The following is a 25,948-nucleotide window of genomic DNA, read 5'->3' on the forward strand; positions in this document are numbered from 1 at the left end:
GTGTGCGTGACATCGCTGTCTTCAGTGGTTCTGCCCATCCCTCACTCGCCGCCGAGATCTGTGGTCACCTCGGTGTCGATCTCTCCCCCAGCCGGCTGACGCGGTTCGCCAACGACTGCCTGGAAGTGCAGTTGCAGGCGAACTGCCGTGAGCGGGACGTGTTCCTGATCCAGCCGCTGGTACCGCCCGTCCAGGAACACCTCGTCGAACTCCTGCTGATGCTCGACGCTGCCCGTGGCGCCTCCGCCGCGCGCACGACCGTCGTCCTGCCGCACTACGCGTACGCGCGTTCGGACAAGAAGGACGCTCCCCGGATCTCGATCGGCGGCCGTCTGGTCGCCGACCTGATGGTGGCCGCGGGCGCGTCCCGGGTGCTGGCGATGACGTTGCACTCTCCGCAGGTGCACGGGTTCTTCTCGGTGCCCGTCGACCACCTGCACGCCCTGCGCGAACTGGCCGCGCACTTCTCCCAGCACGACCTGTCGAACACGGTCGTGGTGTCCCCGGACCTGGGCAACGCCAAGGAGGCCGCGCACTTCGCGCGGATCCTCGGGCTGCCGGTCGCGGCCGGCGCGAAGCAGCGGTTCGCCGACGACAAGGTGCAGATCTCGACTGTCATCGGCGACGTGGCCGGGCGGGACGTGATCGTGCTGGACGACGAGATCGCCAAGGGCTCGACGGTGATCGAACTGCTGGACAAGCTGCGCGAGCGCGGGGCGGGGTCGATCCGGGTCGCCTGCACGCACGGGCTGTTCTCGGCCGGGGCGCTGGACCGGTTGCAGGCGTTCGACGACGTGCTGGAGATCGTCGCCACGAACACCGTGCCGATCCCGGACGACAAGGTGGTGCCGAAGCTGAAGGTGCTGTCGATCGCGCCGGCGATGGCCGAGGCGATGCGGCGGATCAACGTCGGCGAGTCGGTGTCGACCCTCTTCGAGGCCCCGTAGTCACTTGAGGTGCGCGAGCGCCCTGATCAGCCGGTCCCCCACGTCGGCAGGTCCGGGCATCTTGCGCACCACGGCCCGCTGGTGCGCGAGGCCGTGCAGCCCCAGCCACAACGCCACCGCGTCGCCGAAGAGGTCGTCGCTGGTGTGCGCGATCCCCTCCTCGATGCACGCGCCGAGCACCTCGACGAGCAGCGTGAACGCCTCCACGCCCAGCGACTCGAGGTCGGCGTCGGTGATCGAGGTGTCCTCGGTCGACGGTGTCCACAGACCGCCGAACATGATCCGGTAGCGCTGCGGGTGCGCCTTGGCGAAGTCCAGGTAGGCGTTGCACACCGCGAAGAGCCTTGCTCGCGCGTCTGAACCCGCGGTTCCGTCAGCCTCGCGCAGGGCTGCGGTGAGCGTGTCCATCTCCTGCTGCACCACGGCCAGCATGATCGACGGCTGGTCGGCGAAGTGCGGGTAGATCGACGGTGCCGCGATGCCCGCCTTGCGCGCGACCGAGCGCAGGGTGACCGCGCGTTCGTCGCCGCCTTCGTCCAGCAGCGCGACGGCCGCCGCGATGATCTCGTCTCGCAGTTTCCCGCCCTCGCCCCTGCGGTTGCGCCTGCGCGGTTCCGTGTTCGTCACGGCCGTAACCATACACCTGAAAGTTTATGGGTGTTAGGCCTTGCGCTCGTAGACTTACGGGCGTTAGCTTATGTCCGTAAGCACAACCGAGAGACACCGAGGAGCCCCCAGATGAACGCCACCACCGCCACCACCCGCGCCACCGAGATCGTCCTGCCGGGTGTCGTCGAGCCCGCCGGCCTGCACGTCCAGGTCCGCGACCTGCCCGCACCGGCCGAGGGCCAGGTCGTCCTGCGGATGGAGGCGACCGGGGTCTCGTTCGCCGAGCAGCAGATGCGCCTGGGCAAGTACTACGACCAGCCCGCGTTCCCCTTCGTGCCCGGTTACGACGTCGTCGGCACGGTCGTCGCGGCAGGTCCCGGCGTCGACCGCGACCTGCGGGGACGCCGGTTCGCCGCGGTCACCAAGATCGGCGGATGGGCCAGCCACCTGATCGTCGAGGCGGGCGACCTGGTGCCCGTGCCGGACGGCGTGGACTCCGCCGCCGCCGAGACCGTGCTGGTCAACGGCGTCACGGCGTGGCAGATGATGTACCGGACCGCGAAGGTCAAGCGCGGCGACACGATCGTCGTGCTCGGCGCGAACGGTGGCGTCGGGTCGACGTTGGTGCAGCTCGCCCGCCACGCCGGCATCAAGGTCATCGGCACGGCGTCGGAGCGTCACCACGACGCGGTGCGCGAGCTCGGCGCCATCCCCGTCGACTACCGCGACCCGAACATGTACGACCGCATCCGCGAACTGGCGCCCGAGGGTGTGGACGCCGTGTTCGACCACGTCGGCGGCCCCGGCGTGCACGAGTCCTGGAAGCTGGTCCGCCGCGGCGGCGCGCTGGTCAACTACGGTTCGGCCGCGACGAAGGACGAGCAGGGCAACGGGATGCTGCCGGTGCTCAAGAACTTCGGCCAGCTCGCGCTGTGGAACCTGCTGCCCAACGGCAAGCGCGCGGGCTTCTACAACTTCTGGGCCGGCAAGCGCTTCCGCAAGGCCGCGTTCCGCGCTCGCCTGGCCGAGGACCTCACGCAGGTGTTGCAGCTGGTCAAGGCCGGTGCACTCAAGCCGCAAATCGCCGCGCGCATCCCGTTGTCGGACGCGGGCGCCGCACTGGCACTGGCCGAGTCGCGCACGGTGCTGGGCAAGGTCGTCATCGTCCCGGAGCCGTGAGCAGGCCGGGCTGCCGCCAGGCGATCGTGGCGGCGGCGACGGCCCTGGTCGACTCGGACCACGCCGTGACGCTGCGGGCGGTGTCCCGCGCGGCGGACGTCCCGACTTCTTCGATCTACCAGCAGTTCCCCGATTCCACGGCCATCTTGCTGGCTGTCTGCCACGAGGCGTTCGGCGAACTCGAAGCCGCCGTTCTCGGCGCACCCGACGCCTGCTCCGCGGGCCTCGCGTACCTCGACTTCGCCGTCCTGCACCCCCGCCGCTACCGCGTGATGTTCGGTGCGGCCGACCTCTCCTCGCAGGCGTTGCGGCTGTTCACGCGGGTCCTCCCGGACCCGGACCGCGCGCTGACGTTCTGGCTGGGCCTGCACGGCCTCGCCGACCAGCGCGCCTCGATCCGCCGCTCGCCCCAGTTCAGCGTCATCGCACCGCGCCTGATCAACTCACTCGTCTTCCAGGAGTCCCCGTCATGAACGCCACCGCTGTCCGCGCCACCGCCATCGCGTCCACCGAGGTCGACAACCGCGCCGCCTACCTGGGCTTCGCGTTCGCCTACGTGTTCGGCCACGGTGCCGCGCTGCTGTCCAGGTCCGGAGCGGTGGTCATGCCGGCGTGGCTGCCGATCGCGCTGCTCGCCTTCGGGCTCATCGCCGGCACGGTCTTCGCTATGAGCGCGTCGCTGCGAGCCCAGAAAACCGCCTCGGAGGCCCGGCGACGAGCCGAGAAGCTGGTCGGCACGGCCTGGATCACCGGGTTCACCGCCCTGGCGTTGGCGGTCACGGGCCTGAGCACGGTGTTCGACAAGCCGGAGCTGCAGACCGTGCTGTGGCCCGCCGGCTCGACCATCGTCGTCGGCCTGATCTACATCGCCGAGGGCGCGATCCGCGGCAACGCCCTGCACTACAACCTGGGCACCTGGCTGATGCTGGTCGCCGCCGCGACGCTGTTCGTGCCGGGAGCCGGGTTCTTCGGCGTGCTGGCCGTGCTGGGCGGCGGCGCCTACCTCGTGGCGGCGTTCCTGGAGCGTCGACGCCTTGCCGCGTAAGGCTTCTACAGCTGCACTCGCACCGTGACACGACCCTTGTCGTCACGGTGCGATGTCGCGTGTCCGGTCCGTTCGGCGCCATCGAGCTCAAGGGTGAGAGGGCCGCCCTCACCGTTGAAGTTGCGCCACCACGTCTTGGAGTCCGGCATCATCACCTGGATGTTCACGGTGTCACCTTTGCGTTGGTAGCCAACGGGTGTGGTGAAGGTGCGACCCGACTTGCGGCCCGTGTAGGACACGACGGTGATCCCCTTGCGCACGAGCTTCCCGACGAGCGGCGCGTCACGCAGCCCGACGATCAGCTTGTTGACCCGGTTCACGATCGGCCTGTTGAAGTTCATGCTCACGAACGTAGCCTGCTAAGTGGAGACCCCCGTCCACTTGGCGCGAAGTGAGAAGAAGTGACTGCTGAACCGTCTCAGATGCGAGCCGACGCGCGAGAGAACCGCGCACGGGTGCTGACCGTCGCACGGGAGTTGTTCGCCGAACGCGGTCTGGAGGTGCCCATGGCCGCGATCGCGCGGCGGGCAGGCGTGGGCGTCGCGACGTTGTACCGGCGCTTCCCGACCAAGGAATCGCTGGTCGCCGAGGCCTTCACCGAGCAGTTCGCCGTGTGCCAGGCCGTCATCGACGACGCGCTGAAGGACCCCGACCCGTGGCGCGGCTTCTGCACGGTGATCGAGAAGGTGTGCCAACTGCAGGCGTGCGACCGGGGTTTCACCGCCGCGTTCACGGCGTCGTTCCCCGACCTGCACACCGAGGTGCGCGACCGGACCTGGCAGGACTTCGGCGCGCTGGTGCGGCGGGCGAAGGACAGCGGACGGCTCCGGGCCGACTTCTCGCCGCACGACCTGACGCTGGTGCTCATCGCCAACGGCGGGCTGTCCAGCCTGCCCGTGGAGGTCGCGACGGCCGGGTCCCAGCGCCTGGTCGCGTACCTGCTGGAGTCGTTCCGGGCGGGCACGGACGTGCTGCCGCCGCCCGTGCCGCTCAGCCTCGACCTCGTGCTCGGTTAACCGGGATGCGCGCCGACGGTGTCGCGGATCATCGCGCCCAGGTCGGCCGACCCCATGCGCGCGCAGTGGGCGCAGCAGAAGAACTTGCCCTCCACCTCCACGCCGTGCCCGATCACGCGGCAGTCGCAGTGCTCGCAGCGCGGCGCGAGCCGTTGGATCGCGCACTCGAAGCTGTCGAACGTGTGCACACCACCGCCGACGGTGCGCACCTCGAAGGCCATCCAGTACTCGTTGCCACAGACGTCACAGGTCGCCATGCGCGGAAGACTGCGGCAGGTCAGTCGGGTCGGCAACTCGAAGCGTCGAGTTGCGCGACCAGCGTCTTCGGCGCAATCACCCGATAGGCGTCCTCGACGAGGTCGGCGACGACACCCCAGTCGAGGGGCACGTCCAGGTACACGCCGAGCCAGCCGCGGTGGCCGACGTAGGGCGGGCGGAAGTACTGCTCGGGGGCCTGGGCGACGAGCGTCTGCTGCACGTCGGGGCCCGCCGCGCACCAGAACGCCGACCGGTCGTCGTGATGGTGGTCGGCGAGTGTCACGAAGGTCTTCTTGCCACGCACGAACCAGGTCGGTTCGCCGTGACTCAGGCGTTCCGTCACCTCTGGCAGCGCAAGACAGAGGCGGCGCAGGTGTTCGAGTGCGTCCACCCGAACATCCTGCGCCTTGCGGGCCGGTTTATCAGCCGATGCCGGAACGGACCGCGCTGATCAGCTCGCCGTTGGTCGTGTCACCGGAGAGCTCCCAGAAGAAGACACCGCCCATGTTCTGGCCGGACGCCCACGAGATCTTGCTGCGGATCGTGGCCGGGGTGTCGTAGCTCCACCACTGGCTGCCGCACTTGGCGTACGCGGTGCCGGCGACTGTTCCGTTGGCGGGACAACGGGTCTTGAGCACCTTGTAGTCCTCGATGCCCGCCTCGTACGTGCCGGGTGCGGCGCCGGTCGCCGTGCCGCCGGGCGCGGTCTGCGTGACGCCGGTCCAGCCGCGGCCGTAGAAACCGAGGCCCAGCAACATCTTGTTCGCCGGGATGCCCTTGCTCTTGAGCTTCTGGATCGCCGCGTCGGTGTTGAACCCGGCGGTCGGGATGCCGGGGTACGACGTGAGCGGCGAGTGCGGCGCGGTCGGGCCCTGCGGGGCGAACGCGCCGAAGAAGTCGTACGTCATCGGGTTGTACCAGTTCACGTACTGCGCGGCGCCGGCGTAATCCGCCTTGTCGATCTTGCCGCCGTTCGACCCGTCCGCGGTGATGGCGGCGGTGACGAGGTTGTTGCCGCCGAAGCGGGCGCGCACGGCGCCCATCAGCACCTTGAACTTGTCGAACCCGCTGTTGTCACAGGTGAGCCCGCACGCGTTGGGGTACTCCCAGTCGATGTCGATGCCGTCGAACACGTCCGCCCAGCGCGGGTCCTCGACGAGCCGGTAGCAGGAGTCCGCGAACGCCGCAGCCGCCGCGGGACTCGCCGCGGCCGCCGGGAAGCCGCCGGACCAGGTCCAGCCGCCGAAGGAGAACAGGATCCTGAGGTTCGGGTTCAGCTTCTTGAGCTTGCGCAGCTGGTTGAAGTTGCCGCGCAACGCACCCGCGTCCCAGGTGTCCGACGTACCGTCCACAGAGGACGCGGCGTCGTAGTACCTGTCGTAGTCGGCGTAGGTGTCACCGAGCACGCAACGGCCACCGGAGACGTTGCCGAACGCGTAGTTGATGTGCGTGAGCTTGCCGGCCGCACCGGACGTGCGGATGTTCTTCACGTGGTAGTTGCGCTGGTAGACGCCCCACTGGACGAAGTAGCCGACGACCCGGTTCGTGATGGCCTGGGCGCCGACGCCCTGCTGTGGTGCGGCTTGGGCCGGAGATGCCGTGAGCGTTGCCGCCATCAGCAAGGCAGTCACGGCCGCGATGGTTCTGCGCCTGAACATGCGGTCTCCTCGAAGGGTGACAGGCGCGGCGGCAGGTCTCCCAGCTTGGTGGACTAGACCACTGCCGTCAACAGCTGAACCGGCCGCGCGGCACGGCCGTACGAGCAAGAGGGAAGGCGGGAGCGCGGGAGTGTGCTGAGCGGGACCGGCCGGATTCGAACCGGCGTTCTCCCTCCCCTGGAGGAGGGCGCGTCAACCACTGCGCTACAGGCCCCATCGCCACCGCACCACTCACACTAGTCGGCGAACTCCGGGCCGTATGCCCTGCGAAAGTGTTGGACCCAATAAGGTTCACGGACCAACCCCGAACTGGACGGTGTCGTGCCAGGGATCGACTACTACGAGTTGCTCGGTGTCGACCGGGGCGCCAGCGCCTCGGAGATCAAGTCGGCCTACCGCTCTCTCGCCAAGGTCATGCACCCCGACGCGGGTGGGACGTCTGGCGGCTTCCGCCTGCTCCAGGAGGCCTACGAGACGCTGAAGGACCCGGTCCGGCGCCGTGACTACGACCGCCCCGCCCCGGTGGCGCCGACGTTCGTGCGGCCGCCGACACGGCAACGACCTCGTAGAACAGGCCACACGGGCAGGCTGCGCGACTTCGGCGACGACCCGAACTACATGGCGCCGCGCCCCCGTGTCGACCTCGGCTCGATGGACTGGTGGCACCGCATCGACCTCGGCGCGCGCGTCCGCTACGTCCCCGCGACGGGCCTCGGCCACGCCCCCGCGGCAGCCGCGATCGGCGGGTGGTTCGTCCTCCTCATCCCGTTGACGATGACCCTCTCACCGCTGCTGCTCGCCGTCTGGCTACCGCTCGTGGCGGCCGCCGGTTACGGGGCGTTCCGACTGGTGCGCCGCTACCTGACGGTCGCGAGGGCCGAACGGGCGTTCGCGGGCGAGTACGACGGGAACACCATTTTCGGCCGTCCGGGTGAAAACAGACGCGAACGGCTGACCGCCGGATTGCTCACGGAGTACATGACCCAACTACCGGGCGTGCGCATCTTCCACGGCCTCGCCTGGCCGGGCTCGGTCTTCACCGACATCGACCACGCCCTGCTCTGCGGCCGTCGCCTGGTCCTCATCGAGTCGAAGTCGTGGCTGCCCGGCCACTACTACTGCGACGAGGACGGCGAACTCTGGCGCAACGGCCACCCGTTCCGCGGCGGCGGCTCCCAGCTGATCGAGAGCGTCGAGCGCTTCGCCGAGCTCCTGCCGTGGCTCGAGATCCGCGGCGCCCTGCTCGTCTACCCGAGCCGCGCCGGCGAGGTCACGTGCGACGACGACCTCGACTTCGAGGTACCGCCGATGACCCCCGAGCAGTTCGTCAGCGAGATCGGTGACTGGCTCGCCGACGACCCGTCCACCGTCGACCGCGAGGCGTTGCGCGTTCTCGTGCGCCAGGTCGTCTCGGAAGTCCGCGTGGCCGGGGCCTGAGCACCTCCTCCGGTGATCTCGGGCGGGGCGTGACATCCTTCTCGCCATGACCCGCACGGTGTGCCTCGCGCAGAACCCCGACGCGGACGCACTCCTCGCGTCGGACATGTTCGCCCTGCTCACAGGGATGTTGCTGGATCAACAGATCCCGATGGAAAAGGCCTTCTCCGGCCCCAAGGTCCTGGCCGACCGCATGGGCGGCCTCGACGTCCACCGCATCGCCGACGCCGACCCCGAGGCCTTCGCCACCGTCATGGCCACGCCTCCCGCCGTGCACCGGTTCCCCGGCAGCATGGCCAAGCGCGTGCAGGCGATGGCCCGGTTCGTCGTCGAGAACTACGACGGTGACGTCACGCGGATCTGGGCCGACGGGGACGGGGCCGCGGTGTTCAGGCGGCTCAAGGCGCTGCCCGGATTCGGGGACCAGAAGGCCAAGATCTTCCTTGCACTTCTGGGCAAACAGTTCGGCGTCCAGCCCGAGGGGTGGCGCGCGGCCGCTGGGCACTACGGGGACGAAGGAAGCCGACGTAGCGTCGCTGACGTGCGCGATCAGGTGTCGTTGCTGGAGGTTCGCGACTTCAAGAAGGCCGCGAAGGCCGCCGCCAAGAAGTAGCACGACTGTTCATCGTCTGGTGCACTGGACGTCCGCCGCCAGCCTGCACGAGGTGCGACCTTGCCTCGTGAGAGAAGGGGCGTTTGCGTTGCGCATCAAGGTGATCGGCGTGTTCACCGTCCTCGTGCTGGGTCTGGCGGGTTCGCCCGCGGAGGCTGCCTCGTCGTGGCCGGGTGACTCGGCCACGAAGTACGCGGACGGGACGAACGTCTTCGGCAAGAACCTCAGCGGGTTGTCGTTCGAGAGCCCGAACGTCGTGTGGGCGGTCAAGAACGGGCCCTCGACGCTGTACCGGCTCGTGCCCAGCGGGAGCACGTGGAAGGTCGACCAGAAGCGGTCGCTCAAGTTCGCGGACGGGTCGGGTGATCCCGATGCCGAAGGTGTCGTGAGCACGCCGGACGGGCTCTTCGTCGCGGTCGAGCGGGACAACGACGACGGTGACGTGAGTGCGCCGAAGATCCTCAAGTACGGCACCGGCAGCAACGCGGTCGCCGAGTGGGAGCTCGGCGGCATGCCCGAGGTCGATCCCAACGACGGGCCCGAGGCGATCTCCTGGGTGCCTGACTCGTACCTCACGCAGAACGGCTTCAAGGACGACAGCGGCAAGACCTACAACCCCGCGGACCACCCGGGGCACGGCACCGGGCTGTTCTTCGTCGGGCTCGAGGCCACCGGTGAGGTGTACGTGTACGCCTTGCAGGGCACGAACGCGAAGCTGCTCAGCAAGTTCGCGAGCGGGCAGAGCCAGGTGATGGACCTGGAGTTCGACGGCGCCAAGCTGTGGAGCATCTGCGACAACCACTGCAGCGGGCGCACGACGGCGCTGACCATCAGCAGTGGGAAGTTCAAGGCCACGGCCACGTACAACCGGCCGTCGTCGTTGCCGAACGTGAACCTCGAAGGGTTTGCGATCTCGCCGAGCTGCGTCAACGGCAAGAAGCTGGCTCTCTGGGCGGACGACGACAACACGAGCAGCCACGCGCTGAGGAGCGGCACGCTGAACTGCCCGTGAGGCAGACATCCCGCCCCAGGACAATGTGACTCAAGCCACATTGTCCTGGGGCTGTTGCTTTCTCCAGGCTGAAGCCGCGGACGCAAGGGAGGGCGTGCGCGGCTCGGACACAAGTCCATCTGGGGGGAAAGAAACATGGGCAAAGCCCGTCAGTTCGGCGTGCGCGGAAGACGGCGCGCTCTCATCCCGTTAGTGGTCGTCGCGCTCGTCCTCGGGCTCTCCAGCCCGGCTCTCGGACAGGTGCTGACCGAACAGCTCTCCCGCATGGCGGCCGCGAAAGCGCCAGGTCACGGCCCCGATCAACAGTGGGGCACCGCCAGTGCGGACGGCGAGAACGGACTTCGCAACAACGCCAAGGCCGACACGCTGCAGTCCAAGTACCCGCCGATCAAGCTCGGCACGCAGCCACCTCCCCGCAACGACGCCAAGGTCGTCGACGTACAGCGGAAGGTCACCGGCTTCGACGCCGCCACCAGCAAAGAGGTGCCGGAGCAGCGCGGTGAGCGGAGCAGGACGTTCCGCAACACCGACGGCACGCTGACCTCGGAGTACGCCAAGGATCCGCTGCACTTCAAGGCGCAGAACGGCAAGTGGCAGCCGATCGACACGAACCTGGTGGCGGACAACGGTTTCCGCAGCGCTGCCGACTCGGTCACCAGCAGGTTCGCCGCCAGGGCCGACGCCCCCGTCCTCGCGAAGCTGGAGCTCGACGCCGATCACAAGGTCGAGTTCGGGCTCTCCGACGCCGCGCCGGTACCCGGTGTCTCCTCCGGCGGCACGGTCACCTACGCGGGCGTCCGGCCGCACTCCGACGTGCGGTTCGAGGTCGAGGCAGGCGGCTTCAAGGAGTTCCTGGTCCTGCGCGACCAGAACGCTCCGCACGTGTGGCGCTTCCCGCTCACGCTCACCGGTCTGACCGCCGAGATCAAGAACGGCGACGTCGTCCTCAAGGACAAGAGCGGCACCGAACGCGCCGTCATCCCGCACGGTTTCATGGCCGACTCGAAGAAGGGTGAGACCTCCGGGACCACCGCCGAGTCGCGTGGCGTGCGGTACGAACTGCTGCGCCAGAACGGCCGGCAGGTGTTGCAGGTCAGCCTCGACTCCGCGTGGCTGCGCGATCCCGCTCGCGTCTACCCGGTCACCGTCGACCCGCCGGTGCACCGCAAGGACGCGTCGCGGTCGATGTTCGTGCAGCGCAACGGCGACGGCTCGAGCTTCAGCCAGGGTGGAGGCGAGCTGCGGGCCGGTCACGTGGTGGACAACGGCTCGTTCACCGCCGCCTCCTACATCGACGTCCCCGACGTCCAGAACGACCTGCGCGACCACCGGATCCTGGGCGCCCAGCTCGCGATCACCAACTACCACGCCACGTCCTGCTCCGCGACGTCGCCGATCACGGTGCACGCGGTCACCCAGGGCTGGGCGGCGGACAGCAGTCACCGCTTCCCCGGCCCGAGCTACGACGCCACCGTCCTGGGCAGCGCCGAGTTCGCGCACGGGTGGATCGCGTCGGGCACCACCGTGTCGCGGTGCCCGACGGCGACCGAGCTCGTGACGCTCGGCGAGGCCGGCCGTGCGCTCGTCCAGCGCTGGGTGACCGGGCAGCAGCCGAACTTCGGCCTCACCGTGCGCGCGTCCGAGACGGACCCGCGCAGCTGGAAGAAGTTCACCGGCGCCGGCACCGCGAACCCGCCGCGCCTCGCGATCACGCACTCGCCCTACGACGCCGCGTACAAGTTCGAGAACCCGGTGCCCGACCCGCCGGTCACGCGCACCAACGGTGGCAAGGTCAAGATCACGGTCACCAACCGCAGCGCGATGGACTGGTCGGCGAACGACTTCGTGCTCGCGTACCGGCAGTTCGGCGCGAGCGGCAACTACATCGGCTGGAACGAGTCGGCTCCGCTGCCCGCGGGTGGAGTGGTTCGCGGCGCGTCGGTCACCCTCGACGCGAACATCCTCAAGACCGAACCCGGCACGTACGGCTACGAGTTCTCGATGCTGCGGCGCGGTGTCGTGATGTTCACCGACGAGCAGGTGCCACCGGCCGGACTCACGTTGCGCGTGGAGAACCTCGCGCCCGCGGTGCAGGAGCAGTGGCCGCCGAACGGGTACTCGTCCCCGTCGCTCACCCCGACGTTCTGGGCCAGGGCGATCGACGTCGACGCCCCGCCCGGCGGCGGCGCGCTGCGGTACCGGTACACGATCTGCGACAAGAACGAGCAGAACTGCTTCGACTCCGGTGTGCTGGACAGCCAGACCTGGACGGTGCCGTGGGGCAAGCTCCGCTGGAGCGTCGACTACAAGTGGCGGGTCGACGCCATCGACAGCGATGGCAAGGAAAGCCTGAAGATCCCGTTCGCCGACCTGCTGACGGCCGTGCCCCAGCCGGAGATCACCGCGCACCTCGGCACCGCGCCCTACAGCGGTAGCGGCGGTGACTTCTCGCCGCACGTCGGCAACTACACGACCGCGGCGATCGACGCGACGGTGACGACGGTCGGCCCCGAGCTGTCGGTCAACCGCACGTACAACAGTCTCGACCCGCGCGAGGACGCGTCGTTCGGCGCCGGCTGGTCCAGCCGGTACGACATGAAGATCACGCCGGACGACGACGGCTCCGGCAACGTCGTGGTCACCCACCCCGACGGCCAGCAGGTGCGGTTCGGCGCGAACCTCGACGCGCAGGGCCTGCCGACGCCCGGCCGGCTCGCCCCGCCACCGGGCAGGTGGGCGACGCTCGTGCCGCAGGCGGGCGGCGGCTGGGTGATGACGGACAAGTCGAACACGACCCACGTGTTCGGCGCCGACGGCACGTTGCGCCAGACCGTGGACGCCGCAGGCCGCCGGGTCGAGCTGACCTACGAGCAGGGCAGGCTCAAGACCGCCACGAACAAGACCAGCAACCGCACGCTGACGTTCACCTGGTCCGGCAACCACGTCGGCACCGTCACCTCCGGCGCGGTGAACGGCAAGACCGCGACGTGGCGCTACACCTACACCGGCGACCGGCTGGACCGCGTCTGCGACCCGCTCGACAAGTGCACGAACTACGACTACCAGCAGGGCACGCACTTCCGCAGCGCGGTGGTCGACAGCGGCCCGGACGGTTACTGGCGGTTCCGCGAGCAGCAGGGCACCGACGTCCGCAGCGAGGTCGCGACCAACCTCGGCAAGGACACCGGCCGCTCCACCGACGTGACCCTCACGGCAGACGGCAGCGGTGTCGCGGGCAGCGGGGACCGGGCGGCCTCGTTCAACGGCAGCACCTCGGCCGTCACGCTGCCGCAGGGCGCGATCAAGAAGAGCCGCGAGGTCACCGTCGAACTGTGGTTCAAGACGGCGGGCAACGGTCCGCTGGTGGGGGCGCAGAACACCCCACTCGGCACGGCGCCGGACCACACAGTTCCGGTGCTCTACGTCGGCACGGACGGCAAGCTGCGCGGCCAGTTCTGGCACGGTGCGGTGGACCCGATCACCAGCACCGGCGCGGTGAACAACGACCAGTGGCACCACGTCGTGCTCACCAGCACCGTCGCCAAGCAGTGGCTGTACCTCGACGGCGCGCTCGTCGGTTCCCGGACCGGCACGATCGACAACTCGATGCTCACGCACGTCCTGGTCGGTGCCTCCCAGCAGCGCGACACGACCAGCTGGGCCGCGTACGGCGGCACCGTCCGCAGGCACTTCGCCGGCCAGATCGACGAGGTCGCGATCTACCAGCACACGCTGGGGCAGGTGTCGGTCAACGCGCACCGCATCGCGCGCGACCCCGCCGACCAGCTCAGCAAGGTCACGCTGCCGAGCGGCAAGGTGGCCGCCGAGATCGCCTACGACGGTCAGCGCGACCGGATGCACACGCTGGTCGACCGCAACGGCGGCAAGTGGACGCTGAGCGAGCCGATCGTCTCCGGGCCCAGCCGGGAGACGATGATCCGCACGGTCCGGGTGATCGATCCCGGAAACCGCGCGCACTTCTACGAGTACGACCCGTTGCGCGGCCGAATACTGCGTTACCTGGCGCCGCTCGGCATGGAGGCGCGACCGGAGGACCGGCCGACGCTGCCGACGACGACCACCACGACGACCCCGGTCACCTGCGTGAGCCAGCCGGACGGTCAGATCTGCAACGTGCCGATCGGTGGCGGCCCCGGTTCGTTCGTCCCGGTGGACATGCAGGGCGCGCGGTCCTACCGGTACGACGAGGCTGGGTTCCAGAGCACGATCACCGACGAGACCGGCAACGAGCTCACGCTCAAGCACGACAAGCGCGGCAACGTCGTCTCGCGCACGACCTGCCGCAACGTGCGCGCGGACTGCGCCACGACGCACTTCGAGTTCTTCAACGACGAGTCGAACCTGACGGATCCGCGGCTCGACAAGGTGCTCTTCTCGCGCGACGGCCGTTCGGCGTCCGCGACCGACAACACGTACCGGACCGGCTACACCTACACGCAGCTCGGCGAGCTGGAAACCCAGACCACGCCGGACGGCGCGGTGGTGCGGCACGTCTACACCGACGGCAACGAGCCCGCGGTCGGCGGCGGCAACACCCCGGCGGGGCTGGTCGAGGAGAGCACGGACCCGCGGGGCGCCAAGACGAAGTACCGGTACCACGCGACCGGTGACCTCGCCGAGGTGACTTCACCGACCGGACTCGTCACCACCTACGCCTACGACGCGTTGGGCCGCAGGGAACGCACCACCCAGAACGGCGTCACCTCCGTCACGACCTACGACCAGCTGTCCAGAGTGGACAGTGTGACGCAACCCCCGGTGAAGAACGTCGTCACCGGCGTCTCGCACCAGTTGAAGGTGACGACCCAGTACACCGCGGACGGCTTCCCGGAGATGGTCAAGGCCGTCGACCTCACCGGTGGTGACGCGGAACGGATCACCACGACCGAGTACGACGACCGCAACCGCGTGCGCCGGGTGGTGGACGCGGAGAACCGTGAGACCCGCTTCGGTTTCGACAGCTACGGCAACCGCACCTGGACCGTCGGCGTGGACGGCGTGAAGTACGAGTACGCCTACACCGCCCGCAACATGGTTTCCGAGGTGCGTCTGCGCGGCTGGCGTGACCAGTGGAAACCTGCCCAGCCGGACGAGGAGACGAGACCCGTCGCCCAGGACGACTACCTCGTCGTCGCGGCGTTCGGGTACGACCTCGCCGGTGAGCTCGTGTCGCAGACCGACGCGATGGGACGCAAGACCGGCTACCGCTACTACAGCGACGGCCTGCTGAAGCAGACCTACGCGAAGGGCTTCCGCAACGAGAACGGCAGCACGCGCGACATCGTGCTCGCCGACTTCAGCTACGACAACGCCGGCAACACGACCAAGGTCGTCGGCACCGGCAACCGGGTCACCACCACCGAGTACGACGCCGTCGGCAGGATCACCGCCACGACCGCGGACCCGGACGGGCTGCGCCGGCGTTCGGTGCTCTCGTACGACCTCAACGGCAACGTCACGAAGGTCGTCCGCACCGGCAACGAGTCCAACACCGGTTCCGAGTTCTCGCCGGTCGACGCGGAGACCGTCGAGTTCGGTCACGACGCGTTCGGACGCCAGACGTCCGAACGCGTGTGGCTGGAGGGCAGGTGGCTGACCACCACGCGCGGCTACAACGCGCAGAACCAGCTCACCTCGGTGTACGACCCGCGTGGCGCCACGACCACCGCGGAGATCAGCTACGACGTGCTCGGCCGGGTCATCGGCACGAAGGCGCCGGAGGTCTCGGTCGAGTCCGGGGACGGCAGTGCGGCCGTGCGCACCCGTCCGGAGACGAAGTTCGGCTACAACACGTTCGGTCAGGGGACCGAATCCGTTGACGTGAACGGGAAAACGACCCGCGCGACGTTCGACAAGCTCGGCAGGCTGGTCGACGCGTTCGCTCCTTCCTACACGCCACCGGGTTCCACCTCGGCGATCACGCCTCGCCTGATGCACCGCGACTACGACGGCGCGGGAAACCTCGCCGCCGTCACCGACGCACGCGGTGCAGTGACGCGGATGAAGTACGACCAGATGAACCGCGTCGTCGGGGTCGAGCACCCGGATCCCGTCACGCCGGGTGCCTCGCTCGGGAGCTCGGCGTACACCTACACCCGTGTCGGTGAGCTGCTGTCCGTGGTCAACGCGGACGGCGCGCGTGCCGAACGCACCTACGACGACCTCGGCCGCCTGGTCACCTCGACGCAGCTGGAACGCAAGCCGCAGGCGGGCACGTTCACGAGCCGGTTCAAGTACTCCGACTCCGGCGACCTGCTGGAGACGTCGTCCCCCGGCGGTTCCAAGTCGACCTTCAGCTACGACGCGGTCGGCGCGCTGACCAAGGTGGTCGACCCCGCCGGCGTGCCCACGCACTACGGCTACGACCGGGCGGGCCGTCCCGCCACGGTGAAGGACGCGCTGGGCCGTTCCAACCGCACCAACTACGACCTGGCAGGCCGCGCCACGAGTTCGGTCGACCTCAGCCCGGCGGGCCAGTTACTGCGCCGCTCGTCCGTCACCTACGACGCCGCGGGCAACGTGGAGACGACCCGCGACACGCTCAACCGCACCACGGCGTTCACCTACGACGCCCTGAGCCGCCTCACCCAGCAAACGGAACCGTCGTCGGTCACGACCAGCTTCGGCTACGACGCGGCCGGGAACATCACCCGCTACACCAACGGAAAGCAGATCTCGACCTACAGCACCTTCAACTCGCTCGGCCTGCCGGAGAAGACGGTCGAACCGTCGACCGCGGCGCACCCCGCCGTCGCGGACCGCACGTGGACGACCTCGTACGACACTGGTGGTCTGGCAGTTCGCTCGGTCGCTCCCGGCGGCGTGACGCGTGAGCGCACGTTCGACCTGCGTGGTCAGCTGACCAAGGAGACCGGTTCGGGAGCGGAAGCCTCGACCGTCGACCGCGTCACGGCCTACGACGTGCTCGGCCGGGTCACGTCCGTGTCGGCTCCCGGTGGCACGAACACCTTCACCCACAACGACCGCGGCGGCCTGCTGACCACCGCGGGGCCGTCCGGCGCGTCGTCGTTCGGCTACGACTCCGACGGCCGCCTGACCTCGCGTTCGGACGCCTCCGGTGCCTCGACCTACACCTACTCCAACGGCCGGCTGGGCAGTGTCCAGGACGCGTTGACCGGTGCGTTGCAGGTCGCGGCCTACAACGAGGTGGGTCAGCTCAAGTCGCTGGACTACGGCGCCGGCCGCAAGCGCGAGTACGAGTACGACGACTTCGGCCGACTGAAGACCGACAAGGTCGCCGGTGCGACGAAGACGTACGCCTACGACACCGCGAACCAGCTCAAGTCGGCCACCTCGGCCGGTTTCGCCGGACCCGCGCTCCAGGAGTACGGCTACGACGCGCTGGGCCGGTTGACCTCGTGGAAGTCCGACGGGGTCGAGACGGCCTACGGCTGGGACGCGGCGGGCAACCGCACGTCCGCGGCGGGCAAGACGGCGACCTACGACGAACGCAACCGCCTGCTGTCGGACGGGACGGACTCGTACGTCTACTCCGCCCGCGGCACGACGGTGTCGAAGGGATCGCAGCAGTCGAAGTTCGACGCGTTCAACCGCCTGATCTCCCAGGGCGCGGCCGCGTACTCGTACGACGGCCTCGACCGGGTGGTCAAGCGCAACGCGACGACGTTCGCCTACTCCGGGGCCGGCAACCACCTGGCGTCCGACGGCTCGTCGACCTTCAGCCGCGGACCGGGAGCCGACCTGCTCGCCGTGCAGCAGAACGGCTCCAAGCGGCTCGCGGTGACCAACACCCGGTCCGACGTGGTCGGTTCGCTGGACCCGGCCACCGGTTCGCTGACGGACACGACCTCCTACGACCCGTTCGGCAAGATCGTGAGCGGGACGAAGCGGCCGCTCGGGTACCAGGGCGACTGGACGGACCCGGACACCGACCAGGTCAACATGTCGGCGCGCTGGTACGACCCGGCGCGCGGTGCGTTCAGCAGTCGTGACTCGGCGGCACTGCCGGCGAACCCGTCACCGATGGCGCACCGCTACAACTACGGAGCGGGCGCACCGACGAACTTCGTCGACCCGAGCGGCATGCGCCCGGGAGGCGTCACCTGCGACTACCCGCGCCCCTACCCGTACTGCACCTGGGACGACGACCCGGAGTTCCAGCACGGCAAGCCGTCACCGCCGTTCTACGACAACCACGACCAGGGCCGCAGTCAGGGCGGTGACGACTGCACGGCACTCAAGGCCTTCGGTGGCGGCGGTGGCTGCGACGTCGCGTGCGGCGGCCCCGGCCGCGACCCGGCCAAGCTGGTGTCGTTCGACGGTGGCGGCGGTGGCAGCGGGTGCATCGGCGGTTCGGGCGACGGCAGCACCGAGCCGGGCGGGCGCAACCCCGCCAAGCCCAACGGCTACAACTACCAGCCGCCACCGGACCCCGCGATCGCGGCCCGCGCGGAGAACCGCCGCGCGGCCATGCAGAACCCGATCCCGATCCCGTCCGCACTGGGCCAGCCGCTCTACGGCGACTCCTACGACCCACCGGTGTCGTCGACGCCGGAAACCCCGTCACAGCAGTTCGCCGACCAGGTCGACCCGGTCAGCGGCGTGGCGATGACCTACCAGAAGATCGAACAGTCGATCACGCGCGCCGAGATCCTGCTGATGGACAACGTCATCGAGGTCACCGGTTCGTCGGAGTTGAACGAGCCGAGGCGCGAGACCGGCAACATCTTCTTCGCGCAGATCCAGAAGGCGTTCAAGGACTACCAGGCGAACCCCGGCGAGTTCTGGCACCTGTACTTCGACCTGCTCGGAGTGGTGCCCGGTGTCGGGGAGATCTTCGACGGGTTGAACGCGGCGCTGTACGCGATTCAGGGGCGGTGGCTCGAGGCCGGGTTGTCGGCGGCGGCGATGGTGCCGGTGGCCGGGATCGCTGCGACCGCGGGGAAGCTGCTCAAGAGGACCGTCGGCGCGGTGTCGGAACTCGCACCTACGTCGATTCGCGCAGGGTCCGGCAAGTCGGGTCCCTGGGTGCCGGACACCGGGGTGACGATCGGTGGAGCAGTGTCCCAGTCGCGACCGGGATCATGTGGTTCCGCCTGCGGTGAAATGGTCACCGGAGGCGCGGTCACGGAGGCCGAATTCCTGGACGACATCGGTGAGTGGGTCAGCATCGAGCAGCTGACCGGAGCGTTGAACAGACGAGGTGCCGACCCTCAGTGGATCGGCGGCGCCTTCCCCGGCCCGGAGCAGGCCGTCCTCGTCGCGACCAACGCTCCCCAGGCGATCCTCTTGCTGTGGGCATCCGGCAGGCGAGCCGGCCACTTCGTGGTCAGCGAGCCACTGGAGAATGGCGGCGTGCTGATCCGAGACCCGGATCCCGGGGTGACCTACGTCGTCGACTCCGACTGGATCAGCAAGTACGTGGCAGGAGGGATCTTCCGATGACAGACCCGCGACTGGCCCAGATCAGTGCGCTGCCGGACGGAACCTACGAGTTGTTGTTCGACTCCGGGACCGGTCGTCTTCGCTACGTCTGCGAGGTCCAGGAACGGCACGGCATCGAGGTGGTGAGCAGCACACCGTCGCTCACCGTCATGGATCCGTCGTCCGACGCGCCCGACGTCGGCGACCCGCGGCCGATAGCCGCGGCAGTCCTCGCGATGCATCGAGCCCGCCGGTTCTGAGTGACGACGCGGAAGGCCGGGGACGTGAGTCCCCGGCCTTCTCGTTTTGTCGGTGGCATCGCCTAAAGTGCGCCCGTGACCGCACCCCACATCCCCGGCCTGACCGAACTGAGACCGTTGGGCGCAGGCGGGTTCGCCACCGTCTACACCGCCCACCAGGCCCAACTCGGCCGGGACGTGGCGGTCAAGATCGACAACCGCGTGCTGGTCGACGAACGGGACCGGCGGCGGTTCCTGCGCGAGGCGCAGGCGGCGGCCAAGCTGAGCGGGCATCCGCACGTCGTCGGGGTGCACGACGCGAACATCACCGGCCGCGGCACGCCCTACATCGTCATGGAGCTGTGCACGGGCGGGTCGCTCGCCGACCAGCTCGACCGGCAGGGGTCGTTGCACCCCGAGCAGGTTCGGGACCTCGGCATCAAGCTCGCGGACGCGCTGGCCGCGGCGCACCGGGAAGGTGTGCTGCACCGGGACATCAAGCCCGCCAACATCCTCGTCGACCGGTACGGGACGCCCAAGCTCGCCGACTTCGGGCTCGCGGCGCTGCTCGACGCTCAAGGCGGCAGCACGGTCACGCGGGACGCCCTGAGCCCCAGCTACGCGCCGCCCGAGGCGTTCGCGATGGCCGAGCCGACGCCTCAGGCCGACGTCTACTCGCTCGCCGCGACGCTCTACACGTTGCTCGCGGGCAAGCCGCCGCGGCCGGTGCCGTGGCCGATCACGTCGTTCGACCAGCTCGGCGAGATCCTGCGCCGGCCCATCACGGCGGTCAACGGGGTGCCGCCGGCGTTGCACGAGACCCTGGCGAGGGCGCTGCACCCCGACGCGAACCTGCGCACGCCCAGTGCCGCGCAACTGCGTGACGAGCTGACCGACCCGATGCGGCAGCAGACAGTGCCGGTCACTCCTCCCCCCAAGCGCAAGACGTGGCCGCTGGTCGCCGCCGCGGCCGGGCTCTCCGCCGTGATCGTGGCGGGAGTGCTCGTGTGGAATCCCTTCGGGGGCAGGGAACAGTCGACCGCCCAGGGAGCTGGACCGTCGACGGCGCAGCAGGGCGACACCGAGACCGTGCCGCCGTTCCTCAAGAAGTGCGACGACAAGTTCTGCGTCGACAAGTCGACCTGCTTCCGCGGGATCAACGAAGTGGGCGGCAAGCCGGCCACGGCGCGCAAGGTCGGCAGCTGTGCGGACGAGCACTACTGGGAGGCGTTCGGAGGTGGCTGGCTGTCCGGGGAGATTCCGGCGGTCGCGTCGGAGGAACTGCTGAACTCCGCGGAGGTGAAGAACATCTGCACGCCTGAGCTGATGAAGGCGAACACGCGCCCGACCGTCGACACCACCGGCTGGGAAATGGCTGCCGTCGGGTACGCGGACGGCAACCGCAACTACTTCCTGTGCTTCGGTGCCGAGCCTGGTGCCGGCGAAGTGGTGACCAGCGCGTTCGGCAGCTGACTATGATCCCCCCGACAACTCCCTGGGGGGAATCATGAAGAAGCTTCGCGCCCTTGTCGCATGCCTTGCCGTCGCGGGTTCGCTGGTGGTGAGCGCCCCGGCGGCGCAGGCGGCCGGCAGCTGCTACCAGTCGGCCGGGCGGGCCGGCTACGGAACGACCTACACCTGCAACCTCTGGCGCTCCAACCACCTGTGGTCGATGTACGGCTCCGGGAGGTTCGTCGGCCGCGACAACACCACCGGTCTGCTCGGCGCGGGCAACAGCTGGTTCGTCTGCCAGAGGAAGTGGGTGATCAAGTTGGAGTACGGGCCGATCAAGAACGACTGGTTCGCCTACACCCTGGGCGACAACGGGTCCTGGGGCTGGGCCAGCGCCACTCACTTCTCCGCGGGCGGGAACTGGGAGGCGGTGCCGGGGCTCGGCATCTGCCCCGGCGGCTTCGGGGAGACCGAGAACTACCCCGGTGACCGGCCGAGGGGCGGCTCGCGCTTCGACATCCCCGGACCCGACCGCGAGTCCTCCGTGCGGATCAACTGAAAATCCACTTGCGACGGTCACTAATGTAGATCGACGTGCGTGTTCACGCCGATTTGATCATTGCTGGATTCCGAAGGTACTCGACCTACCGACAAGCGATGCTGGCCGGAATGACCGCGAACGTGGTCTTCGGCCTGCTGCGGGTCGCCGTGCTCGCCGCTGCTCTCACAGCGGCGAACGGCGAGATCGCGGACTACGACATCGCTGCCACCAACACGTACGTCTGGATCGGGCAGGGGCTGCTCGGGTTCATCCTCCTGTGGGGGACCAACGAGCTCGCCGAGCGCGTGCGATCCGGTGACGTCGTCGTCGACCTGTACCGGCCGTGGCACCTGCAGAGCGCCATGCTCGCGCAGGACCTCGGCCGCGGCGGGTTCGCGTTCCTGACCAGGCTCGCGCCGCCGATGGTGTTCGGCATGCTGCTGTTCCCCTTCCAGTTCCCGACAGGCCTGGCGCAGTGGCCGCTGTTCCTGGTCAGCGCGGTCATCTCGCTGGTCATCAGCTTCGCGTGCCGCTTCCTGATCGACGCCAGCGCGTTCTGGTTGCTCGACAACCGGGGGCTGTACGGGTTCTGGAACGTCACGTCCGGGCTGCTGTGCGGGCTGACCGTGCCGATCACGTTCTTCCCCGAGTGGGCTCGGGACGTCCTGTGGATGACCCCGTTCCCCGCGTTGATGCAGGCGCCGATCGACGTGTTCCTCGGACACGGCGACCCGGCACGAATCCTGCTCCACCAGGTGTTCTGGGCTGTGGCGCTGCTCGCGGCCGGTCACCTGGTCCTCCAGCGCGCGGTGCGCAAGGTGGTGGTCCAGGGTGGCTGACACCATCTACCTGAGGCTCGTCGGCGCGCGGCTGCGAAGCCAGATGTCCTACCGCGCCTCGTTCGCGCTCGACCTCGTCACGCAGGTGCTGGCGCAGTGGGTCGAGCTGGCCGTCATCCTCGTGCTGTTCGGCCACATCAGCGCACTCGGCGGGTTCACCAGGGACGAGGTGCTGCTGATGTACGCGTTCGCGGGCATCGCGTTCGGCATCGCCGACCTCTTCGCGGGGCAGCTCGACAACCTGCCGACGTACATCCGCAGCGGCACCTTCGACGTGCTGCTGATGCGGCCGCTCGGCACGCTGCCGCAGATCATGGTGTCGGACGTCCGCCTGCGCAGGGTCGGGCGCATCCTCGGCGCGCTCGCCGTGATGGTCTACGCGCTGACACACGTCAGCGTCGGCTGGACACCGGCGAAGGTCCTGCTGGTCGTCGCCACACCGCTGGCCGGCGCCGTCATCTTCAGTTCGATCTGGGTCGTGACGTGCTCGGTGTGCTTCTGGATCGTGGAGGGCCGCGAGTTCGCCAACGCCTTCACCTACGGCAGCGGCGCCTTCACCTCGTACCCGGTCAACGTCTACTCCGCCCCGCTGCGCTGGCTGATGGCGTTCATCGTGCCGGGGGCGTTCGTCGCGTACTACCCGAGCCTCGCGCTGCTCGGGAAGCAGGATCCGCTCGGCCTGCCGGGCTGGGTCGGCTGGACATCACCGCTCGTCGCGGCACTGGCGGCGGTCGTCGCCGGGTTCGTGTGGCGGTTCGCGGTCAGGCACTACCGGGGAACGGGATCATGATCGAGGTCAGGGAGCTCCGCAGGGAGTTCAAGGTCGCCACGTCCAAAGGACTGCGCCGCAACTACAAGACCGTCACGGCGGTCGACGGGGTCACGTTCGACGTGCGGGCCGGTGAGGCCGTCGGGTACGTCGGGCCGAACGGCGCCGGCAAGTCCACGACGATCAAGATGCTGACCGGGATCCTGGTGCCGACCAGCGGTGACATCTTGGTCAACGGCGTCGACCCGTCGAAGCAGCGGCGCGATCTCGCGAAACGCATCGGCGTCGTGTTCGGCCAGCGCAGCCAGCTCTGGTGGGACCTGCCGCTCAAGGACAGCTTCGACCTCCTCAAGTCCATCTACCGCGTGTCGGCGGAGGACTACCGGAAGCGGCTCGACGAGTGCGTCGAACTCCTTGGCCTGCAAGAGCTTCTGATCACCCCGGTGCGGCAGCTCTCACTGGGGCAACGGATGCGGGGCGAGATCACCGCCGCTCTCCTGCACGCGCCGGAACTCCTCGTGCTGGACGAACCGACGATCGGCCTGGACCTGGAGTCGAAGGAACGCCTCAGGGAGTTCCTCGCGGACATCAACACCCGCCGCGGCACCACCCTCCTGCTCACCACGCACGACCTGGACGACATCGAACGGCTCTGCCCGCGGCTGATGGTGATCGACCACGGCCGCGTGCTCGCCGACGGCCCGCTGGAGGAGTTGCGCGCCGAGGTCACGCCCGACCGCGAGCTCGTCATCGACCTCAGGGAACCCGGACCCGCACCGGACGTCCCTGGAGTAACGGCAGTGCGCAGCGAGGCGAACGGGCTGCGACACCACCTCACGTTCAGGAGAGCGGAGACGACGGCGGCACAGTTGATCACCCAGGTGGTGCGGCAGGTGGAGGTCCACGACCTCGCCGTCGTGGAGCCGGAAATCGACGACGTCATCCGCAAGCTCTACCAACGCCAAGTCGATCAGAACGTTCCTCGGTAGAGTCATAGGTAACACAAACGGACACATCGGGCAGAAGGAGCGCGAATGCGCCTTATTGGACCGCTTGCCGCGGCTGTCATCGCGTTGGGCAGCTTGACGGCGTGCGACACGATCCAGGGCGTCAGCGACACCGCGGACAAGGTGAAGCTGTGCGCCGACGCGATCTCGCTGGTGGGCTTCTCGCCGGACATGAGCGACCCCCAGAAGGCTCTGGAGGACACGCAGGCGAAGGCCAAGGAGCTGGAGACGCTCGCGAACTCCGCGCCTGACGAGCAGGTCAAGAAGGCTCTCGAAGAGGCCGCGAACGGCATGCAGAACGTCGGTTCCGCGGCGGACTGGGTCACCCAGAAGGCCGACCTCGTCGCGAAGGTCTCCTCGGCCTGCGGCGGATGAGCACTTGAGCCGTTACCTGAAGCGCAAGTGGACGTGAGTCCACCGCATTCAGGCAGTCGTCGCCTTGCGGCGGCGGCGTTGGCCCGCACCAACTGGTGCGGGCCTTCCCGTGGCGGTACCCGCTGCCCACGCGGTGTGGGTCTGACATGGGTTTCCATCGGGCTTGTTTAGCGTCCCGGCGCAACTCGCCGCGGACGTGCTTCCCGTCGTCTCGCCGATGAGTGCGGCGAGATTGCGGGCGGCGTTGAGATCACGATCGAGCATGACGCCGCACTCGTCGCAGTGGTAGATCCTGACGCGCAGCGGCAGTTTGGCTTTCACTGCGCCGCAATCCGAGCAGGTCTTCGAGGATGGATACCAGCGATCGGCGATGACCAGCCGGACACCACCCCACGCTGTCTTGTAGCCGACCTGCCGCCGCAACTCACCCATGCCCACACCCGCAATTCGGCGAGCCAGACGGCGATTGCGCATCATCCCGGCCACGTGCAGGTCTTCCAGCACGACCGTGCCGAACCTGCGGACCAGGCGAGTGGTGAGCTTGTGCAGCCCGTCCCGGCGTGTGTTCGCGATACGCGCGTGCAGCCGCGCGATACGGGCCTGCGTCTTGCGCCACCGGTTCGAGGGAACCCGGCCGGTGCGCCTGTCGGGACCGGCACGCCGAGCGACCTGGCGCTGGAGGCGGCGCAATTCCCGCTGCGCGTCTTCCAGGTGCATCGGGTTGGGGACGATCTCACCGGTGGACAACACCGCGAGAGATGCAACTCCGAGATCCACGCCCACCGCCGTGCCGGATCGTGTGAGCGCCGGGTCAGCGCGGGTGATCTCCACCGAGAACGCGCAGAACCAGCGCCCGGACCGATACGAGACCGTGGCCGAGCGGATACGAGCCGTACCGCGCTCCACATGGCGGGCCAGCTTGCGGGTGGACTCGTGCGTGCGCACCACACCGATGCGGGGCAGCTTCACGTGCCGCCGATCGTGCATGAGGCCAAACGCGCCTGTGGTGAACCGGCACGACGCCCCGGCCCGCTTTCCCTTGAACCGCGGAAACCGCACAACGGGGCCACGCCGCCTGCCGATGCGGGAATCCCGCCAGTTCGCCAGCGCCGTGGCGAGGTTGGCCAGCCCCGACGAGTACGCCTCTTTGGAGTTCTCACCCCACCACGGCGCGACCCCGTCCTTGGCCTGATTCCAGTCCTTGCGCAGGCTGTAGGCCGACCAGGACACCGATGGTGTGAGCTGATCGTCGGGGAGGTCGTAGGTCTTCTCTGCGGCACGCTGATCCAGGTTCGCCTTGATCCGCGCCAAGCCCCAGTTGAAGGCGTAACGCTGCCCACCACAGTGCGACCGCAAGACCGGCCGCTGTCCTGCAGTCGGATCGAGCGCGAACTGATAAGCCTGGATCACCGTGATCATTTCACCGTCACGGTAGCGGACGACACTGACAGTCCCAGCCCGCAGCGCGCCGACACATACGCCTGTCCGCACTCACACACGTTCCACCCAACAGTTACCTTGAGCCC

At 68.7% G+C, this 25,948-nt stretch carries 22 protein-coding genes and 1 tRNA gene; 16 read left to right on the plus strand and 7 right to left on the minus strand.

Features of this window, described 5'->3' with window-relative positions; translation table 11 throughout:
• Positions 1-2 precede the first annotated feature (2 nt).
• A complete protein-coding gene (locus tag PV646_RS06865) occupies positions 3-947 on the plus strand; it encodes a ribose-phosphate diphosphokinase (RefSeq protein ID WP_500340639.1) in 945 nt (314 codons plus the stop codon).
• Here PV646_RS06865 and PV646_RS06870 read toward each other — a convergent pair whose 3' ends face one another.
• Positions 948-1,574: a TetR/AcrR family transcriptional regulator gene (locus PV646_RS06870; protein WP_500340640.1), complete on the minus strand. Its 627-nt coding sequence runs from the start codon at positions 1,572-1,574 to the stop codon at positions 948-950. It abuts the gene before it with no gap.
• Between the two features lie 111 nt (positions 1,575-1,685).
• Here PV646_RS06870 and PV646_RS06875 point away from each other — a divergent pair, with 111 nt between their 5' ends.
• Genes PV646_RS06875 through PV646_RS06885 form a run of 3 tightly spaced genes read left to right on the plus strand, consistent with a single transcriptional unit; the run spans position 1,686 to position 3,780 of the window.
• Positions 1,686-2,735 carry a medium chain dehydrogenase/reductase family protein gene (locus PV646_RS06875; protein ID WP_500340641.1) on the plus strand — a complete coding sequence of 350 codons (1,050 nt, stop codon included), beginning with the start codon at positions 1,686-1,688 and terminating at the stop codon, positions 2,733-2,735.
• On the plus strand, positions 2,732-3,208 hold the full coding sequence (locus tag PV646_RS06880; protein WP_500340642.1) for a TetR/AcrR family transcriptional regulator: 477 nt from the start codon (positions 2,732-2,734) through the stop codon (positions 3,206-3,208). Before PV646_RS06875 ends, PV646_RS06880 begins: the two co-directional genes overlap by 4 nt.
• Positions 3,205-3,780 (plus strand): ABC transporter permease, encoded by a 576-nt coding sequence (locus PV646_RS06885; protein ID WP_500340643.1) that lies wholly within the window; start codon positions 3,205-3,207, stop codon positions 3,778-3,780. Before PV646_RS06880 ends, PV646_RS06885 begins: the two co-directional genes overlap by 4 nt.
• Before the next feature lie 5 nt (positions 3,781-3,785).
• On the opposite strand, the gene PV646_RS06890 is transcribed toward PV646_RS06885, so the two are convergent.
• Positions 3,786-4,121, minus strand: a complete 336-nt coding sequence (locus PV646_RS06890; protein ID WP_500340644.1) for a nitroreductase/quinone reductase family protein — start codon at positions 4,119-4,121, stop codon at positions 3,786-3,788.
• 60 nt (positions 4,122-4,181) lie between these two features.
• On the opposite strand from PV646_RS06890, the gene PV646_RS06895 reads away from it, so the two are divergent.
• On the plus strand, positions 4,182-4,796 hold the full coding sequence (locus tag PV646_RS06895; protein WP_500340645.1) for a TetR/AcrR family transcriptional regulator: 615 nt from the start codon (positions 4,182-4,184) through the stop codon (positions 4,794-4,796).
• Here PV646_RS06895 and PV646_RS06900 read toward each other — a convergent pair.
• The 4 genes from PV646_RS06900 to PV646_RS06915 form a co-directional block, all read right to left on the minus strand.
• Positions 4,793-5,053: a metallothionein gene (locus PV646_RS06900; protein ID WP_030478439.1), complete on the minus strand. Its 261-nt coding sequence runs from the start codon at positions 5,051-5,053 to the stop codon at positions 4,793-4,795. The genes PV646_RS06895 and PV646_RS06900 overlap by 4 nt on opposite strands.
• Positions 5,054-5,073: 20 nt before the next feature.
• On the minus strand, positions 5,074-5,445 hold the full coding sequence (locus tag PV646_RS06905) for an MmcQ/YjbR family DNA-binding protein (protein WP_500340646.1): 372 nt from the start codon (positions 5,443-5,445) through the stop codon (positions 5,074-5,076).
• Between the two features lie 31 nt (positions 5,446-5,476).
• Positions 5,477-6,712, minus strand: coding sequence for a glycoside hydrolase family 18 protein (locus PV646_RS06910; protein ID WP_500340647.1), 1,236 nt, complete (start codon positions 6,710-6,712; stop codon positions 5,477-5,479).
• A gap of 140 nt (positions 6,713-6,852) precedes the next feature.
• Positions 6,853-6,927, minus strand: a tRNA-Trp gene (locus PV646_RS06915).
• Between the two features lie 106 nt (positions 6,928-7,033).
• Here PV646_RS06915 and PV646_RS06920 point away from each other — a divergent pair.
• The 11 genes from PV646_RS06920 (at position 7,034) to PV646_RS06970 (ending at position 24,422) form a co-directional block, all read left to right on the plus strand.
• A complete protein-coding gene (locus PV646_RS06920) occupies positions 7,034-8,149 on the plus strand; it encodes a J domain-containing protein (protein WP_500340648.1) in 1,116 nt (371 codons plus the stop codon).
• Between the two features lie 46 nt (positions 8,150-8,195).
• On the plus strand, positions 8,196-8,762 hold the full coding sequence (locus tag PV646_RS06925) for an HhH-GPD-type base excision DNA repair protein (RefSeq protein ID WP_500340649.1): 567 nt from the start codon (positions 8,196-8,198) through the stop codon (positions 8,760-8,762).
• Positions 8,763-8,871: 109 nt separating this feature from the next.
• Entirely contained in the window at positions 8,872-9,774 is a 903-nt protein-coding gene (locus PV646_RS06930; RefSeq protein WP_500340650.1) for an SdiA-regulated/phytase-like domain-containing protein, read from the plus strand.
• Positions 9,775-9,909: 135 nt separating this feature from the next.
• Positions 9,910-19,221 (plus strand): LamG-like jellyroll fold domain-containing protein, encoded by a 9,312-nt coding sequence (locus PV646_RS06935; RefSeq protein ID WP_500340651.1) that lies wholly within the window; start codon positions 9,910-9,912, stop codon positions 19,219-19,221.
• The gene (locus tag PV646_RS06940) at positions 19,218-19,460 is read left to right on the plus strand and encodes a hypothetical protein (protein WP_500340652.1); all 243 of its coding nucleotides are present in this window, start codon (positions 19,218-19,220) and stop codon (positions 19,458-19,460) included. The genes PV646_RS06935 and PV646_RS06940 overlap by 4 nt, the downstream gene beginning before the upstream one ends.
• Positions 19,461-19,535: 75 nt before the next feature.
• Positions 19,536-20,912 (plus strand): serine/threonine-protein kinase, encoded by a 1,377-nt coding sequence (locus tag PV646_RS06945; RefSeq protein ID WP_500340653.1) that lies wholly within the window; start codon positions 19,536-19,538, stop codon positions 20,910-20,912.
• A 34-nt stretch (positions 20,913-20,946) separates the two neighbouring features.
• The gene (locus PV646_RS06950) at positions 20,947-21,450 is read left to right on the plus strand and encodes a hypothetical protein (protein WP_500340654.1); all 504 of its coding nucleotides are present in this window, start codon (positions 20,947-20,949) and stop codon (positions 21,448-21,450) included.
• 110 nt (positions 21,451-21,560) lie between these two features.
• Positions 21,561-22,271, plus strand: a complete 711-nt coding sequence (locus PV646_RS06955) for an ABC transporter permease (RefSeq protein ID WP_500340655.1) — start codon at positions 21,561-21,563, stop codon at positions 22,269-22,271.
• Positions 22,264-23,061 (plus strand): ABC transporter permease, encoded by a 798-nt coding sequence (locus tag PV646_RS06960; protein WP_500340656.1) that lies wholly within the window; start codon positions 22,264-22,266, stop codon positions 23,059-23,061. The genes PV646_RS06955 and PV646_RS06960 overlap by 8 nt, the downstream gene beginning before the upstream one ends.
• Positions 23,058-24,029 (plus strand): ABC transporter ATP-binding protein, encoded by a 972-nt coding sequence (locus PV646_RS06965; protein WP_500340657.1) that lies wholly within the window; start codon positions 23,058-23,060, stop codon positions 24,027-24,029. Before PV646_RS06960 ends, PV646_RS06965 begins: the two co-directional genes overlap by 4 nt.
• Positions 24,030-24,074: 45 nt before the next feature.
• Entirely contained in the window at positions 24,075-24,422 is a 348-nt protein-coding gene (locus PV646_RS06970) for a DUF8711 family protein (protein WP_500340658.1), read from the plus strand.
• Positions 24,423-24,470: 48 nt separating this feature from the next.
• Here the strand turns inward: PV646_RS06970 and tnpB are convergent, their stop codons facing one another.
• Entirely contained in the window at positions 24,471-25,841 is a 1,371-nt protein-coding gene (tnpB, locus tag PV646_RS06975) for an IS607 family element RNA-guided endonuclease TnpB (protein ID WP_500340659.1), read from the minus strand.
• Positions 25,842-25,948 lie beyond the last annotated feature (107 nt).

This window comes from Streptomyces sp. ID05-26A (assembly GCF_033794685.1).
In the GTDB taxonomy this organism is placed as follows: domain Bacteria; phylum Actinomycetota; class Actinomycetes; order Mycobacteriales; family Pseudonocardiaceae; genus Lentzea.

Excerpts from the sequence above, each read along its gene's own strand:
- PV646_RS06940 (WP_500340652.1), top strand. The coding sequence starts at position 19,218 with ATGACAGACCCGCGACTGGCCCAGATCAGTGCGCTGCCGGACGGAACC.
- PV646_RS06970 (WP_500340658.1), top strand. The coding sequence starts at position 24,075 with ATGCGCCTTATTGGACCGCTTGCCGCGGCTGTCATCGCGTTGGGCAGC.
- PV646_RS06910 (WP_500340647.1), bottom strand. The coding sequence starts at position 6,712 with ATGTTCAGGCGCAGAACCATCGCGGCCGTGACTGCCTTGCTGATGGCG.
- PV646_RS06890 (WP_500340644.1), bottom strand. The coding sequence starts at position 4,121 with ATGAACTTCAACAGGCCGATCGTGAACCGGGTCAACAAGCTGATCGTC.
- PV646_RS06885 (WP_500340643.1), top strand. The coding sequence starts at position 3,205 with ATGAACGCCACCGCTGTCCGCGCCACCGCCATCGCGTCCACCGAGGTC.
- PV646_RS06900 (WP_030478439.1), bottom strand. The coding sequence starts at position 5,053 with ATGGCGACCTGTGACGTCTGTGGCAACGAGTACTGGATGGCCTTCGAG.
- PV646_RS06875 (WP_500340641.1), top strand. The coding sequence starts at position 1,686 with ATGAACGCCACCACCGCCACCACCCGCGCCACCGAGATCGTCCTGCCG.
- PV646_RS06965 (WP_500340657.1), top strand. The coding sequence starts at position 23,058 with ATGATCGAGGTCAGGGAGCTCCGCAGGGAGTTCAAGGTCGCCACGTCC.
- PV646_RS06925 (WP_500340649.1), top strand. The coding sequence starts at position 8,196 with ATGACCCGCACGGTGTGCCTCGCGCAGAACCCCGACGCGGACGCACTC.
- tnpB (WP_500340659.1), bottom strand. The coding sequence starts at position 25,841 with ATGATCACGGTGATCCAGGCTTATCAGTTCGCGCTCGATCCGACTGCA.
- PV646_RS06935 (WP_500340651.1), top strand. The coding sequence starts at position 9,910 with ATGGGCAAAGCCCGTCAGTTCGGCGTGCGCGGAAGACGGCGCGCTCTC.
- PV646_RS06950 (WP_500340654.1), top strand. The coding sequence starts at position 20,947 with ATGAAGAAGCTTCGCGCCCTTGTCGCATGCCTTGCCGTCGCGGGTTCG.
- PV646_RS06955 (WP_500340655.1), top strand. The coding sequence starts at position 21,561 with ATGACCGCGAACGTGGTCTTCGGCCTGCTGCGGGTCGCCGTGCTCGCC.